This is a genomic window from Mesorhizobium sp. M0698, assembly GCF_040320455.1.
Lineage (GTDB): Bacteria > Pseudomonadota > Alphaproteobacteria > Rhizobiales > Rhizobiaceae > Mesorhizobium.
The window spans coordinates 46,994-62,235 of the sequence record NZ_JAMYPQ010000026.1 but is presented as its reverse complement, the minus strand read 5'-3'; the positions used below and the strand labels follow the sequence as shown (position 1 = coordinate 62,235).

Below are 15,242 nucleotides of genomic sequence, written 5' to 3'. Positions count from 1 at the left end.
GACTGGTTCGGCTTCGGTCCGATGACGCAGGGCTTCGGCGGCCATGGACATGATCATGGTGATGGTGATGGCGGCCATGGCCACACCCACGGCGTCATCGATCCGACGATCGCCACGACGACGCGCGGCATCTGGGCAATCAAATGGTCATTCGTCGTTCTGGCCGTCACGGCAGCGCTCCAGCTTGTGGTCGTGTTCCTCTCCGGCAGCGTGGCGCTGCTGGCCGACACCATCCACAATATCGGCGACGCGGTCACCGCCGTCCCGCTGTGGATCGCCTTCATGCTGGTCCGCCGCAAACCGAGCAAGGCGTTCACCTACGGCCTGGGCCGCGTCGAGGATCTGGCCGGGATCGTCATCGTTCTCATCATTCTTTTCAGCGCCATCGTCGCAGGCTATGAGGCGATCGACAGGCTGATCAATCCGCGTCCCATCGCATTTCTTGGCTGGGTCGCCATCGCCGGCCTCATAGGCTTCATCGGCAATGAAGCGGTCGCCGTATTTCGCATCCGCGTCGGACGAGAGATCAACAGCGCGGCGCTGATCGCGGACGGCTACCATGCCCGCACCGACGGCTTTACCAGCCTGGCGGTCGTCCTGGGCGCTATCGGCGTCTGGCTGGGCTTTCCGCTTGCCGATCCGATCATCGGACTGCTGATCACCGCGGCGATCTTCGCCATCGTCTGGCAGTCGTCGAAAGCCGTGTTGACGCGCATGCTCGATGGTGTGGAGCCCGGCATCATCGATGAAATCCATCATGCCGCCGAACATGTGTCCGGCATCGAGCGCCTTGGAAGTGTGCAGGCGCGCTGGATCGGCCATCGCCTACATGCCGACGTCGCCATCAGTGTTCCGGATGCGGCGACGGCCAAAGACGTACTGGGCGTCAGCGAAGCCCTTAAGGAGGAACTGTTCGCCCACTTGCCGGCGTTGGCGGAAGCCAATGTCCGCCTCGAAAGCTCAGCGGGTTCGACCGCCAAGCGGGGGGAAACCTCTCATGCTCATCATCATGCACCGGAGCCGTTCAAGGTCGTATGCGAGCTGGCTGCAGGGACATTGGAAATCGTCGATACGCCCGGCGGTGAACGGATGCGGCTAACCATCGATCGCCACGCCGATGATTTGACAGCGACTGTGATCATCGACCGACCCGAAGGGCCAGAGATGCTTCGCCTCGAGCCCGTCGCTGACAACCATCATCGGCTTGAGAGCACCATCGCCCCTGCCGAGCCGCATGAGTTCCAGGCGAGGTTGATCCTGGCCGCGAAGGGTCGCGAGCAGGTGCTGCCGTTCAAGATGGTCGAGCCGGAAGGTCACCATCACTGAGACAGGCAGGCCGTTCGCGCCAGTTCTCGACGAACCGTCATCCGCTGCAAGAAGACAAATATGCTTCAGGTCCTGGCCAATCGCACTTACCGTCATCTCTTCCTGGCCCAGGTCATCGCCCTGATCGGCACCGGCCTTGCCACCGTGGCGCTCGGGCTGCTGGCCTATGATCTTGCCGGCGCCGACGCCGGCGCGGTGCTCGGCACGGCGCTCGCCATCAAGATGATCGCCTATGTCGGCGTGGCGCCTGTCGCCGCCGCGTTCGCCGAGCGCCTGCCACGCCGCACCATGCTGGTTTCGCTCGACCTCATCCGGGCTGCGGTCGCGGTGTTCCTGCCCTTCGTTACCGAAGTCTGGCAGGTATATCTTCTCATCTTCGTCCTGCAGTCGGCGTCGGCAGGCTTCACTCCGGCCTTCCAGGCCTCGATCCCTGACGTGCTGCCCGAGGAGAAGGACTACACGCGGGCCCTGTCGCTGTCGCGACTGGCCTACGATCTGGAAAGCGTCGTCAGTCCCATGCTGGCGGCGGCGCTGCTTTCCGTCATCAGCTTCCACGGCCTGTTCGCCGGTACGGTTGTCGGCTTCCTGGCGTCCGCGGCGCTGGTCGTCTCCGTGGTGCTCCCCAGCCCGCAAGCCTCGGAGCCGCGCGGCATCTATGAGCGCACGACGCGCGGAATCCGCATCTATCTGGCGACGCCGCGATTGCGCGGGCTGCTGGCCCTTAACGTTGCCGTCGCGGCGGCAAGCGCGATGGTGATCGTCAACACGGTCGTCCTGGTGCAGGCGCAGTTCGGCCTCTCGCAAAGCGACACGGCGCTGGCGCTCGCAGCCTTCGGCGGCGGATCGATGATTGCAGCCCTTGCCCTGCCGCGGCTGCTGGAGAACGTCCCGGACCGGGTTGCGATGCTCTCGGGCGCCGCGATCCTGGTCGCGGGCGTGCTGGTGGGACCGCTCGCCGGCAGCTACTATCTGCTGCTGCCGCTCTGGTTCGTGCTGGGGCTCGGCTATTCGCTGGCGCAGACGCCTTCGGGCCGATTGATCAGACGTTCTGCCGATGCCGTCGACCGGCCCGCTCTGTTTGCTGCCCAATTCGCGCTTTCGCATGCCTGCTGGCTGATCACCTATCCCATTGCCGGCCGCGTCGGTGCGGCGATGGGATTGCCCTTCACCTTCATTCTGCTCGGCATCATTGGCGCCGCAGCCCTGCGTGCCGCGATCTGGCTCTGGCCGAAACACGATCCCGACGTGCTTGTACATACGCATGTCGATCTGCCTGAGGACGACCCGGCACATCGGCGACGCAGTATGGTCGGAAGCGGGCTATGAGCATTCGCATGGCTACGTCATCGACGATCGGCACCCGAAATGGCCCAAGGCAAGCTGAGAGCTCGAAATGCCTGGCGAGCTCGCCATCTATGGCGGGCTTTTCCTGACCGCGTTTGCCGCGGCGACCATTCTGCCGATGCAATCGGAAGCAGCCCTTGCGGGACTGCTCCTGACAGGAAGCCATGCTCCGGCTCTGCTCATCGCTTTCGCAGGCGCAGGCAATGTGCTCGGCTCGATCGTCAACTGGTGGCTCGGCCGGGGGATCGATCGCTTTCGCAACCGCAAATGGTTCCCGGTAAAGCCCTCCGCGTTGACGCGCGCGACGCGATGGTATCAGCGCTATGGACGATGGTCGCTGCTGTTGAGCTGGCTGCCTCTCGTCGGCGATCCGCTGACGGTCGTGGCGGGGGCGCTGCGGGAGCCATTCTGGAGCTTCCTTGCGATCGTCACAATCGCGAAGGTCGGCCGCTACCTCGCGCTGACGGCGATGACGCTGAGCTGGACTTAGCGCTTGTCGAGACCCGCGCCGGCACCGCGACATTACGCAGGATGGCGCTTTCCTTTGCCAAGCGCAGCGCTGCGCGCCAACTTGGATTGGCGCCGAATATGTCTATACAAATGGGAATGCATGTGTACAATCGCTACCAATCAATCAAAAATGGGGAACTGAAATGATCACTCTCGACCGCCGCAATTTCCTTGTTTCCACCGCCGGCCTTGCCTTCGCCGCTGCGCTGCCACGCACCGCCTTTTCCGAAACCAACGACACGCTGAAGATTGCTATCGCCGCGGAGACCGGCGATCTCGACCTGCTGCAGAATGTTTCAACGCTGAGCACCTACACCATCGTCTTCGATGCGCTGATCCACTACGGCCAGAACGGTGCGCTTGAGCCGGGACTTGCCACCAAATGGACCATTGCCGACGATCAGCTTTCGATCGCTTTCGATCTGCGTGAAGGCGTGACCTTCAGCGACGGCACGCCGTTCGATTCCACCGCAGCCGAATGGAACCTCAAGCGATGGATGGGGGTGAGCGACTTCTCCTGGATCGGCATTTCCGATGCGTTCGACAGCATTGTCACGGACGGACCAAACAAGCTGACGGTCAAGCTGAAGCGACCGGTGCCGGCCGCACTCCTCGAACTCACCATCGTCCGCCCAGTTCGTTTCCTGTCGCCCAAGGCAGTCGACAAGGATGGCAAGCAGACGGCGCCGATCGGAACCGGTCCATGGATCGTCGAAAAATACGATTCGAGCGGCACCAGCCTCGTTCGCAACGACAAATACTGGGGCGAGAAGCCGCTTTTCAGCCGCATGGAATTGAAGGTGGTTCCCGATGAACTCGCTCGTGCCAACGGCCTCCGCTCAGGCGACCTCGATGTCATCGGTGGCGACTGGGTGGCGACGCTATCGCCGCGCCGCGCCCGTGCGCTGGAAAGCGACGGCATGAAGGTTGTTGCCGAGCCGGGCACCGCGACGATGCTGCTCGGCTATTCGCCGAAGTCGAAGATCATCGCCGACAAGGCCGTTCGCGATGCCGTCCATGCATCGGTCGACCGGGCGGCGATCGCCAAGGTCCTGTTCGAGGGCTTTGCCGACCCGGCCGCCGATCTGTTCCCGGCGAACGTGCCGTCGTCGGGCAAGCGGCATGACGTGCCGGTGCGTGACGTGGCGGCGGCCAAGAAGATACTTGCCGACGGGGGCTGGGCAGAGAGCGGCGGCGCCTGGACCAAGGCTGGCTCTCCTCTGACCATCGACTTTCTGGTTTCCGAAGAGTCCCTGCCGGGATCGCGGCGCATCGCCGAAATGATCCAGGGTCAATTGTCCGAGGTCGGTTTCCAGGTCCAAGTCTCCTCGGTGGACAATGCCACCATGCATGAACGGCGTCCGGCCTTCGACTATGATCTCGCTTTCTTCACCACCTATGGCGCTCCCTATGACCCTCACGGGACCCTTGGCAATGCCTTCGTCTCGACGGCGGACAGCGGGCCTGACGGCAAGATCTATGTCTCGGACGCGCTCGACGGCGTAGTCAAGGCTGCGCTCGAGGCGAGCGGCGCCGAACGCGACCTGAAGATGCAGGCTCTCTACGATTGGCTGCACGACAACACCGCCATCTGTCCGCTTGTCGTCAGCCAGCGGCTGTGGGCTCACAATCCGCGCGCAGAGAACTTCTCGCTTCCGGCGACTGACTACGACTTGCCGTTCAAGGCGATCACGCTGAAGGCCTGAAGACTTCGAGCCCGAGTGAGGCCTGACGATGAAACGCACGATCCTGCGACGGATGCTGCTTGCCTGCCTTTTGATCCTGGCGGCATCCGCGCTGACATTCGCCCTGGTTGCGGCGGCTCCGGGCAATGTTGCGGCGCTCATTGCCGAGCGTGCGGCAGGTCCTGGCGCTGACGCGCAAATGATCGCCAAGATTGGCAACGAGCTCGGTCTCTACGACCCGTTGCCGATCCGCTACGGACGCTGGCTTTCCGGCGCGCTGGCCGGGGATTTCGGCATCTCACTGCGAACGGGAAAGCCGATCTCGTCGGAGTTTGCCGCCCGCATCCCGATGACGGCGGCTCTGCTTGCCGGCGGCGGCATTTTCGCCTTCATTTTCTCGATCGCGCTCGGCATTGCCGGCGCCGTCAGCAATGGTGGCGTGATGGACAGGTTCCTCCATGCATTTTCGCTGATCGGCGCGTCGACCCCGAACTTCTTCGTGGCGGCGCTGCTGGTCATCGTGTTTTCGGTGATGCTGGGCTGGGTACCCACCTTCGGGACCAGCGGCTTCACCTCATGGCTTCTGCCGTGGGTGACGATCGCGCTGTTCCCGGCCTCCGTTCTCAGCCGCGTCGTTCGGGTCAACCTCCAGGAAGCGATGTCGCGGCCGTTTGCGACAACCGGCTTCGCCAAGGGCTATACCAGAACGCAGGTGCTGCTGCGCGAGGCGCTGCCCAACATCGCCATTCCGTTCCTGACGACATTCGGCGCGCAATTCACGCTGATGATCATCGGATCGATCGTCGTCGAGACGGTATTTGCATTGCGCGGCGTCGGTGCCTTTTTCATCGAGGCGATCCGCTTCCGCGACTTCATCGGCATGCAGTCGGTGCTGCTGCTGTTTGTCGTCTTCTTCGTCATGGTCAATTTCATCGTCGACATGATTTGCATCGTCGCGGATCCGCGAATGCGCCGGGCGCGGGGAGCATGAGGCGATGAACATTTCCGCTATCAGGGACATCAAGGACTGGCCGTGGCTGGTGCTGCTCCCCGTAATCGGCTTTGTGCTGATCGGCATCTTCGCTCCTGCTATCATGCCTTACGATCCAAGTGCGCAGGACTATTCGGCGACACTGGAGGGCATGAGCTGGAACCACTGGCTCGGCACCGACTATCTCGGCCGAGACGTCTTCAGCCGCATCGTCGGTGGCGCGCGCATTTCCCTGGTGGCGATGGTGATCGTGCTTGTGGCCGCGTTGGCGATCGGGGTCACGATCGGCTCCTTCGCCGGCTATGTCGGCGGCCGTGTCGAGCTCGTCCTTATCAGCATCATCGATATTGCGCTGGCACTTCCGAGCCTGGTGATCGCGCTGGCGTTGATCGGCATTCTGGGCCCCGGCTACTGGTCGATGATAACGGCGCTCACCCTGGCGTGGTGGGCGAACTATGCCCGCATGAGCCGCGCCGTCGTCACCGCCGAGCTGCAGCAGCCCTATATCGAGGCGGCCCGCGTGATGGGCGCCGGCCATCTGTGGATTTTTGTTCGCCATATCCTGCCGCATGTGCTTGCCCTCGTCGTGGTCTATGCAAGCGCCGACGCCGGCGCTCTTGTGCTGGCCATCGCCACGCTCAGCTTTCTCGGACTTGGCGTCGCACCGCCGACACCGGAATGGGGCCAGATGCTGGTCGACGGCATGAGCTACATCGAGGAGGTGCCGCGCCTCGTCGTGCTGCCCGGTCTGGCGCTGACGCTGGTCGTGGTCAGCTTTAACCTTCTGGGCGAAGCCTTCGCATTGCAAAAGGTGCCGCGGCCGGTTCGCGGCGCGACGTTGCGCAGACGCCGAAGGGCGCGCGCTCGCGAAGAAGCCGAGCGTAACGCCGTCGAAACGGGAACGACTTCAGCATGAGCGACGCTCAGCCAATCTATTCGATCGAAGATTTGGTCATCGACCTCTACGCCACCACCGTTTCTGTGCGGGCGGTCGACGGGGTGTCGTTCAACGTCTGTCCCGGAGAAACGGTCGCGGTCGTCGGCGAAAGCGGTTCGGGAAAGACCGTAATGACGCTCGGTCCGCTCGGCCTGCTGCCCGAGGGCGTGACCGTGGACATGAAAGGGTCGGCGCGAGCCGACGGAAGCGAACTGCTCAGCATCGGTTCCCGGCAATTGTCGGACCTGCGCGGGCGCTATTTCGGCGTGATTTTCCAGGACCCGATGAGCGCGTTGAACCCGATGCTGAAAATCGGCCCGCAGCTGGCACGCCAGGCGCGCCGTTTCGCTGGCCTGTCGCATGAGGCAGCGCGCAAGGAAGCGGTCTCGCTTCTGGCGCGCTCCGGCATCCCGGACCCCGAGGATCGCTATAACCGCTATCCGCACGAAATGTCGGGCGGCATGCTGCAACGCGCGATGATCGCGCTGGCGCTGGCGGCCCGGCCGCGCGTGCTGATCGCAGACGAGCCGACCACGGCGCTGGACGCCACGGTCCAGGCGCAAATCCTGGAGCTCATCCGTCAGATCCAGCGCGAGGATCGCATCGCGGTCGTGCTGATCACGCACGATATCGGCGTGGTCGCTTCCGTCGCCGATCGCGTCATCGTGCTTTACGCCGGCCAGGTGGCGGAGGAGGGGACGGCGATGGATGTGCTGACCCGGCCAGTCCATCCCTATACGCGCGGGCTGCTCGCATCGGTGCCGGATTTTCGCGCCGACGAACGCGCGGCGACCCGCGAGATACCTGGCCTGCCGCCAAACCAGATCAGGCTGGAACCGGGTTGCCGGTTTGCCGAGCGCTGCGAACTGGTCGAAGCCGGTTGCCGGCAGCACCGGCCGCCGCTGCAGACGATATCCGCGTCGACGAGCCCGCACCGTGTGGCTTGCCCGGTCGTGCTGAAACGAGAGGGGATCGCCGTCCATGTCTGATGTCGCGGCGATCGAGGTCAGGGGACTAAAGGTCCATTTCGCCAACCGTTCGGGTGTCGGCGCGGTGCGGGCGGTCGATGGCATAAACCTGACGGTCGCGCGCGGCGCGTTCCACGGCATCGTCGGCGAGTCCGGCTGCGGCAAGACTACGCTGGCGCGCACCATCGTCGGTTTGCAGAAGGAGAGCGAAGGCACCGTCCTGATCGGGGGAAGGGATCGCACCGAATGGCTGAAATCGGACAGGAAGTCGTTCAGCCGCGAAGTCCAGTTCGTCTTCCAGGATCCGTTGGGGTCGATGAGCCGCCGCCAGTCCGTCTACCAGACACTGGAGGAGCCGCTGCAGATTCATCGCTTCGGTTCATCAGTCGAGCGCCGGCGCCGCATCGCCGAGCTTCTGGACCTGGTTGCGCTGCCTGAGACGGTGCTCGATCGGCTTCCACGCTCGCTTTCCGGCGGCCAGCGCCAGCGCGTTTCGATTGCGCGCGCGCTCGCGCTGAAGCCGTCCATACTGGTCTGCGATGAGCCACTTAGCGCGCTCGACGTTTCGATCCGGGCGCAGATCGTCAACCTGTTCACGTCGTTGCAGAAACAGCTTGGCCTGACCATTGTCATTGTCGCGCATGATCTGGCGATCGTGCGCGAGGTCTGCTCGAACGTGACGGTGATGTATCTCGGCCGCATCTCGGAAGCCGGCCTGACCCGCCCGCTGTTTCGCGAGCCGGCCCATCCCTACAGCCAAGCGCTGCTGTCGGCTGTTCCTTCTCCCGATCCTCGCATCGAAGCCGGGCGCCGCCGGATCATTCTCGCCGGCGATCCGCCAAGTCCCAGCGCGCCGCCTCCGGGGTGCCGGTTCAACACGCGCTGTCCGGTGGCGATCGATGTCTGCCGGGTCGAGGAACCGATGCTGCGATCGGTGCCGCATGGCGGCGTGGCAGCCTGTCATCTGGCCGATAGCGGCCGCCGCCCGGTTATCTGAAAGATGGCGTTTCTGCCCCCAACGCGTTTCGCGAGGCTGACTGTCATTGCCGGTGTCCTGCGCGAGCTTTTTTTGCTGGTCACTGCCGCCAAGGTCGGCCGTTATCTTGTTCTTGCCGCCGTGACGCTGAGCGTCATCTGACCTCGCGAAGCTTCTCCAACCTGAGCGGGTTAGGCCCGACTGGTTCGAAGGAGCCAGCCCAAGAGCCACGTCTGATACAGGCGGTCGGGAAGCCTAGCTCTTTTTGACGGCGACCTTGTCGAGGGCTGCGCGCAGGCCTTTTGCCAGCCTCTGCGCGTCGCGGGACCGGCCAACCAAGCTACGGTACAGCGCGCGAAGGGCTCCAGCCAACATGGACATTGTTAAGACATTCCTGTGGCCGCGCGCCAGGCCTGCACAACCAAGCTGTGCTGGTTCCAGATCATCAGCGCTCCACTGACAGCCATGAGCGCGACCACAAGGCCGCGGAACTGTCTTCCACTCAGGCGTTCGAGCCAGGGCTTGGCCAGCAGATTGGCAAGCGCGGCGCCCAAACCCGCGGCTGCGCCGTATATGGCCGCCTGACCACCGAGCGTCCCGAGTCCGGTGAATACCGCGACCTTGACGACATCGGTCACAAACGAGTTCACGGATTTCGTGGCGACCAACGTCTCCTTCTCCGAACCGTAGTTCAGATAGAGCGAATTCAGGACGGGTCCCACCGTGCCCATCAGCGCCGACAACAGCGCGACGATCAGGCCGGCCGGGAGGAACCACCAGCGGCGGGCTCGATAGCTCCGCTCGCGCGCGCCGCCGCGAAATTCCCAGACAGCACTGATCAGATAGATCCCTATGAGTATCTGGAGCCATTCCGCCCGACTGTTGGCGAAGAGCCAGGAGCCCGCCGCGGCGCCGGCGATGGCGCCGGGCAGGTACCAACGGACCAGGCTCCAATCGATGTTGCGCCGAAACGCCAGGGCGCGGATGGGATTGCCGATGAGCTCGGTCAAGGTGATGACCGGCGCAACCGCCGCGCTCGCTGTGATGAAAGTCACGGCGGGGATCAGCAATAGACCTCCGCCTCCGGCCGAGAGGGTGTTCAGCGCCCAGGTGAGGAACCCCGCCAACGCCAGGAGGCCTAGTCTAATCCAGTCCATCGGATCAGAACGAAGCGGGCCTTCGATCGTTCCGAACGCATCGGTTCGCAAAAACCCGGCCCGCCTTTTGAGTCTCGTGTGCAATGGAAATAATCACCCGTTACCGGGCCAAACGCGGGCGCCCGGAAGACCGCACTCCGGCGCACCGTACCGCCGATACCTTTGAAAGCTGGTTGAAAGCGTACCGCCTAACCAGCCGGAGTTACGGTGAAGTCATCAAAATACACGTGACTGTCGGCCTTCGACCACAAGCCAACACGCCCGGTCACCGGCTCAGGCAGCGTGTCCTGCAGGTAGAGCTTGCCGTCGACATAGCCTTCGACCTTGGTGCCGGCGATGCGCACCTTCAGGTCGTGCCATTCATGGGTTGAGGTTGGGGTGTTCTTGACCCAGGTCACCGACGAGCGTTTCCCCTTTTCGAACTTCCACAACACAAGGTTGTTCTCCAGAGGGTTGGCGCGAATCGTGAGATAGTCGCCATTGGGCTTAAGGTTGAACAATATCCCTGCACCCTGGTCGATGCGGCCGCTGATGCCCTCGAAACGGACGGCGATCTCTCCATCGCGGAAATCCGGCACGCCCTCAAGAACAGCATAGGGGAAGTATGCATAGGCCTGGACGCGGTCGAGGAACTCGGCGTACCGCTCCCCATAGAGGGCCCGCGCCTTGTCTGCGAGACCAGCGGAAGTCTGTCCCTCCTTCCATTGGCGCCCGTCGACGGCCAACACCTTGTTGTCGCCTTCCGTTTCGATCCGCCAAATGCCTACCACGCCGGGCATCGCCTTCGAATCTGTGCCAACTTCCTCGTCCGAAAAATTGACGATGTCCGGCGAGCCCGCCGAAGCCGGCAGCAGCAAGGCCACCAAGCCGACACCTGCCGCGGCAATTGTCTTGAGGCTATGTAAGATGTTCACGGCTGATCTCCTTCTGGCTTGAAGTGTATTTGATGGCCGGTGCGCGGCGGCTCCGCCACCAAGCAACCCAGACGAGCAGCGGCAGGCCGCCGACGAACCAGGGAAGCGCGATCCACGGAGCCGCGACGAGCGGATAGCCGGGATAATCGCCGGCCCCGGTCGCCGGCACGGGCAGGGGTACATTTGCGAGCCCATAAAGGAGCGGCAGTACCTCCTCGGTGCCGGTCGATCGACTGACGGCCGACCGGCCGCCATAGCTGTACTCGACTTCGCCATACGACTCATCGCTTGCGCTGCCGACAACACTCTGCTGGTCGCCTGCAAAACGGATGACAATCCGTGGAATGACCCGCTCGAGCTTCGCTAGGACGCTTGTTCGCAAATCGGCGTACCGGGGGTCTTCGGGCGCCAGGTGAACGGTGACGGTCAACTGATCGCTGAGTTGCGCCAGGGCCTGTTGGTCGGCAAGCGAGAAAGAGTTCCGTCGGTCCTCGGTCGCATCGGCCGACCATCTGATCTGGGTAGCCGCGACCATCACAAGACAGGTCGCCACGAGGCAGATGAGCGAACGGACAAGCTTGATGCGCACGGTAGCACCCATGGGGAGCCAGATGGCAGCGAGTGCGGCAAATCCAAGAATCGCCGCAAGCACCCCGACGACCAGACTGAGCGACAACAATCCGAGCTCAAAGGTGTGCAGCGTTTGCGTGAGCGACAGCCGCGACGACCAGCCAAGGAGGTCGGGTTGGCTGGCCGCCGCGAAGTCGATGACCCACGATCCGAGTGTGAAGCCGAGTGTGACAATCGCCGCGGTTGCCGCGCTCTCGGTAAGCGCAGCTGCGAATAACGCGATGGCGCCGACCAACAGGCCGTAGAGGAGATGTCCGAGAACAAGATTCAGGGTCTCGGCGACGAACAGATGTCCGCCCATGAACTCCCAAATCGCGAGCGCAGAGAGCGCAGGGATACTGGCAATGAGCCAAGCTGCGAAGACGGCGACCAGCTTGGCGCCAATCAAAGTCGGCGGTCGATAGGGCAGCTGGATCAGGAGCCGCAAGGCGCCGGACTCCTTTTCGTTGCCGAGCACGCGTATGGCAACAAAGGGAAACAGCAGCGTAACGGCGACGTAGAAGCCGCCGAACGTCGGAACCAGTACGCCGTCCAGCGGGGATAGTGCGCTCGCGAGCCCAGGCGAGGTGAGGGCAGTAGCGCTCGTTTCGCCGTAGAGCGACACGGCCTGAAAGAAGCTGAAGCCGACGAGAGGGCAGAGCATCAGCAGCATTGTCCAGAGCGGCCGGCCGCTCGCCATTTCCCGCAGCTCCTTGGCCAGCAAGGGGCCGAAGGGAGCGTCGAGCGGTACCGCTGCCTCAGGTGAGCGCAAGGAAAACCTCCTCCAACCCACCGGAGAGGATCCCCGCACGCTCCCGCAAGTCGCCCAAGGTCCCGACGCCGCGCACGTGGCCTTCTGCGAGCAAGACGAAACGGTCGCATATGCGGTCGGCATCGAGCAGCTGGTGTATGGCGAGGACGAGGCTGCGCCCCTGCGCCGCAACCTTGCGCAGCACGTCCATGATCTCGCGGGTCTGTCGCAAGTCGAAGCCGTCGAAGGGCTCGTCCATCAGCAGCAGTGGATGCGGCGTAATCAGGGCAAGCGCCAACATCAGTCGACGGGCATACCCTTTGGACAATGCAAGCACCCGCTTGTTCAGCACCGGTGCAAGTCCGACCGCCCTAACTGTGTCCGCGACGTCGAGGTCCGATGTCCGGTAAACACCGGCGAAGAACGCGAGCACCCGTTCGACATACTGGTCGCGCCACGGCCGGAGGCCGTCGGGGAGGTAGAAGATCGATCTCCGGCGCAATGCGGGTGGCAGAGGGGCGCCGTGCCAGAAAATCGTCCCCGAGTCGGCGGGAAGAACGCCGGCAACTGCTTCGAGCAACGTGGTTTTGCCGGCTCCGTTCGGTCCGATGAGACCGAGAACTTCGCCGGCTTCGACCGTGAAGGCAACGTCCGCCAACGCTGTTTGCGGGCCGTAGCGCTTTGTCAAGGCGTCGACCCGAAGGGCGACTCCGCTCGCTGGCGGTGTCGCGATTTGCGCCTTGTCAGGCATCCGGCTTCGCATCAACATCGGCTGATTCCCTCCCGGCGTGCGATTGGGCATTGCCCGGCCGAACTCCGCCGTTGGACGCGCGCGCGGACGCCCAATCTAGCTCTTTTTGACGGCGACCTCGTCGAGGGCTGCGCGCAGGCCTTTCGCCAGCTTCTGCACATCGTCGTTCGCCCAGAAATGCATGAAGAAGAGCCGCGGCTGCTCATCGAGCATGTGGCTATGCAATGCCGTGATCTCGATGCCGTTGCCTTGCAACGCCCTGATAACCGGATTGACCTCCTTGGCAGTCAGCACAAAGTCACCTGTGATCGCCGTTTTGCCGCCGCCAGTCGACTGGAAGTTGATCGCTATGGCGGAGCCCAGGGCGGCCGGCACATCCATGCCATTTTCTTCGACCGGTTCTGCGCGCGGTATAGTGAACTGGTAGACCGCGCCGTTGGCCTTGCCTTTGTAGCCAATAGCTTGGTCGACACCCGCCGTGTCGAACTCGATCTTCGAAGCGGCCGCCGCCTGCGAACCGGCGGATGCAGCCATCGGCGTCTTCGTCAGAGCCAAGCCGGCATGAAGCGCTGTGGCGAGTGCTACGGGATCACCTTGGCCGAAGAGGTGCATGTAGAGCGTCATCGGCTGCGCGCGCAGCAGGTGGTTGTGCACCGCGGTGATCTCGATGCCGCCTTCTTCAAGCTTCTTCATGACCGGGTTCACCTCGTCCTGCGTCAGAACGATGTCGCCCATGACTATTGCCTGATTTCCCATGGGATCGAAGGCGATCCAGCCTCCGAGCGCAAAGCCTGGCTTCAGGGATATGCCGTCGAGCGATACCTTCAGGTCGGTTCGTGGCAAGCCAACTCTATAAACGCCGCCAGGCATTTCCGATCCGGATTTGCCAAGTGTCTGCGCGACAGTTTGCCAATCGGGTGCCGCTGACGCCGGTTGGAGAAGCGCCGACATCGCTATCAGCATTGCGCCGGTGATGAGTTTTGCACGCATGGATTTCTCCTTGTGGTCTGCCCCAATATGCCCAATGACTTTCAATCCGAGACGCTAGTCGCGTGCAGAGGGCTTCTGCAGCACGCCCTCCAGGAAGAACGTCCCATCCGGGTCACGAAGCTGTACTGCGGTATCTGAGATCCATACCTGATAGCAGGTCTCTTCGCCTTCAACGGAAATGCAGAGCTGCCCCTTCTCGACGCGCCACTTGCCGGCGTTCTTCTTGCCCATGTCGTAGCGCACGATCCGTCCGTCGCGGCCGAACGCATCCGCCCAATGAACGTCGTCCGTGAAATCCATGCCGGCGAACTTGGCCTTGATCTCCTTGCCCTTGAGGTGCCGGAACGTGTCCGCCGCGTCCGCGGCATTCACAGCAATCAGGCTGAAGCCAAAGGCGATGGCGGCCATCAGCCGCCGACCAACCGTAGCAGTTCCCGGGCTGTTTCTTTCGAGGGTAATCATCTTTCAGGCCGCCGCCGTAGGCTTCATGGCCGGCGGCCAGCTGTGCGTCTCCGCTTTGCGGCGCGAGGCCCAGGCATAAAGGGCATCGTAGATGACGAAGCCGTGCCTCAGCACCTCATGGTCGTCCGGCGTGACGTCCCGGAGCCCCATGGAGATCGCAAGCAGTCCCGCCGACTGTGGCATGAGATCGTGCCGATCGGTGTCGGCGCCGCGCACGATCGAGGCGATCGTCACGATCGCCGGATCGCGCTCGAGGCCGTATTTCGAGACGAAGGTATCGAAGCTGCAGCCGTCACCCACATGCGTGAACTCGACACCGGGCACGTCATAGGGTGTAGCGCCCGTCTCCTGGGCAACTGGGATCACCCGATCCGGCGGCACGAACAGGAATTCTGGCTCCGTGTCGATGAAGCGGGCGATCAGCCAGGGACAAGCAATACGGTCGATCACCGGACGTTCGCGGGTAACCCATTTCATGGCCTTGTCTCCCTTTTGGTTGGCGCCACTCAGCGGCCTACTGCTGCGAGACCGCCAACGCTACGCCTGGTTAAGGAATGATACAAGTGTTACATTTATCTTACCCGTGATACGGTTCACTTATCAGTGAATGGAACAGCCTGGCTGCTCCTTATCCATCAGCTGCCGAGCAAGCCGGCCTCTCCGGGTGAAGATCTGATGGCGCGCACCGAAATCTTGCGGGCCAAGACGGGACACGTTCTGGACATCGGCGCAGCGCTGGCGGTTATCCTGCTCGGCGTTTGGCCGCTGATCCGGAGATAGGTTTTCGATCTTGGCCCACCCCGCCGCACATCCATGTTTGGGGTCCGCCGTGACATCGGCCTGGATCGATGCCAACGGCTGTCCCGAAGAG

14 protein-coding genes and 2 pseudogenes are annotated in these 15,242 nt (G+C 63.1%); 9 read left to right on the top strand and 7 right to left on the bottom strand.

The annotated features are described in order from the left end of the window. From NKI16_RS30510 to NKI16_RS30470, 9 genes and pseudogenes are all read left to right on the top strand, one after another. On the top strand, positions 1-1,326 hold a 1,326-nt coding region (locus NKI16_RS30510; protein ID WP_352924305.1), incomplete at its 5' end, for a cation diffusion facilitator family transporter. Positions 1,327-1,386: 60 nt separating this feature from the next. Then, positions 1,387-2,710: pseudogene (locus NKI16_RS30505) on the top strand (MFS transporter). A 9-nt stretch (positions 2,711-2,719) separates the two neighbouring features. Further along, the gene (locus NKI16_RS30500) at positions 2,720-3,160 is read left to right on the top strand and encodes a YqaA family protein (RefSeq protein ID WP_352623815.1); all 441 of its coding nucleotides are present in this window, start codon (positions 2,720-2,722) and stop codon (positions 3,158-3,160) included. Between the two features lie 163 nt (positions 3,161-3,323). After that, positions 3,324-4,886: an ABC transporter substrate-binding protein gene (locus NKI16_RS30495; RefSeq protein WP_352817871.1), complete on the top strand. Its 1,563-nt coding sequence runs from the start codon at positions 3,324-3,326 to the stop codon at positions 4,884-4,886. A gap of 28 nt (positions 4,887-4,914) precedes the next feature. Further along, the gene (locus NKI16_RS30490) at positions 4,915-5,856 is read left to right on the top strand and encodes an ABC transporter permease (protein WP_352924303.1); all 942 of its coding nucleotides are present in this window, start codon (positions 4,915-4,917) and stop codon (positions 5,854-5,856) included. A 4-nt stretch (positions 5,857-5,860) separates the two neighbouring features. Further along, the gene (locus NKI16_RS30485) at positions 5,861-6,772 is read left to right on the top strand and encodes an ABC transporter permease (RefSeq protein ID WP_352817867.1); all 912 of its coding nucleotides are present in this window, start codon (positions 5,861-5,863) and stop codon (positions 6,770-6,772) included. Continuing rightward, positions 6,769-7,782 carry an ABC transporter ATP-binding protein gene (locus NKI16_RS30480; protein WP_352924300.1) on the top strand — a complete coding sequence of 338 codons (1,014 nt, stop codon included), beginning with the start codon at positions 6,769-6,771 and terminating at the stop codon, positions 7,780-7,782. The genes NKI16_RS30485 and NKI16_RS30480 overlap by 4 nt, the downstream gene beginning before the upstream one ends. After that, a complete protein-coding gene (locus NKI16_RS30475) occupies positions 7,775-8,758 on the top strand; it encodes an oligopeptide/dipeptide ABC transporter ATP-binding protein (protein ID WP_352577925.1) in 984 nt (327 codons plus the stop codon). Before NKI16_RS30480 ends, NKI16_RS30475 begins: the two co-directional genes overlap by 8 nt. A gap of 36 nt (positions 8,759-8,794) precedes the next feature. After that, positions 8,795-8,899 (top strand): annotated as a pseudogene (locus tag NKI16_RS30470) (YqaA family protein); the annotation flags it as partial. Between the two features lie 221 nt (positions 8,900-9,120). Here the strand turns inward: NKI16_RS30470 and NKI16_RS30465 are convergent. From NKI16_RS30465 to NKI16_RS30435, 7 genes are all read right to left on the bottom strand, one after another. Then, positions 9,121-9,894 (bottom strand): sulfite exporter TauE/SafE family protein, encoded by a 774-nt coding sequence (locus NKI16_RS30465; protein WP_352577950.1) that lies wholly within the window; start codon positions 9,892-9,894, stop codon positions 9,121-9,123. Positions 9,895-10,082: 188 nt separating this feature from the next. Beyond that, on the bottom strand, positions 10,083-10,757 hold the full coding sequence (locus NKI16_RS30460; RefSeq protein WP_352577924.1) for a LamG domain-containing protein: 675 nt from the start codon (positions 10,755-10,757) through the stop codon (positions 10,083-10,085). A gap of 34 nt (positions 10,758-10,791) precedes the next feature. Next, positions 10,792-12,189: an ABC transporter permease subunit gene (locus tag NKI16_RS30455; protein ID WP_352517439.1), complete on the bottom strand. Its 1,398-nt coding sequence runs from the start codon at positions 12,187-12,189 to the stop codon at positions 10,792-10,794. Then, positions 12,176-12,970, bottom strand: a complete 795-nt coding sequence (locus NKI16_RS30450) for an ABC transporter ATP-binding protein (protein WP_352517438.1) — start codon at positions 12,968-12,970, stop codon at positions 12,176-12,178. Before NKI16_RS30450 ends, NKI16_RS30455 begins: the two co-directional genes overlap by 14 nt. 45 nt (positions 12,971-13,015) lie before the next feature. Then, a complete protein-coding gene (locus NKI16_RS30445; RefSeq protein ID WP_352924297.1) occupies positions 13,016-13,909 on the bottom strand; it encodes a DUF1259 domain-containing protein in 894 nt (297 codons plus the stop codon). A gap of 54 nt (positions 13,910-13,963) precedes the next feature. Further along, positions 13,964-14,317 carry a hypothetical protein gene (locus NKI16_RS30440; protein ID WP_023802351.1) on the bottom strand — a complete coding sequence of 118 codons (354 nt, stop codon included), beginning with the start codon at positions 14,315-14,317 and terminating at the stop codon, positions 13,964-13,966. A 57-nt stretch (positions 14,318-14,374) separates the two neighbouring features. Continuing rightward, positions 14,375-14,848 (bottom strand): chromate resistance protein ChrB domain-containing protein, encoded by a 474-nt coding sequence (locus tag NKI16_RS30435; RefSeq protein WP_352517436.1) that lies wholly within the window; start codon positions 14,846-14,848, stop codon positions 14,375-14,377. Positions 14,849-15,242: the final 394 nt, after the last annotated feature.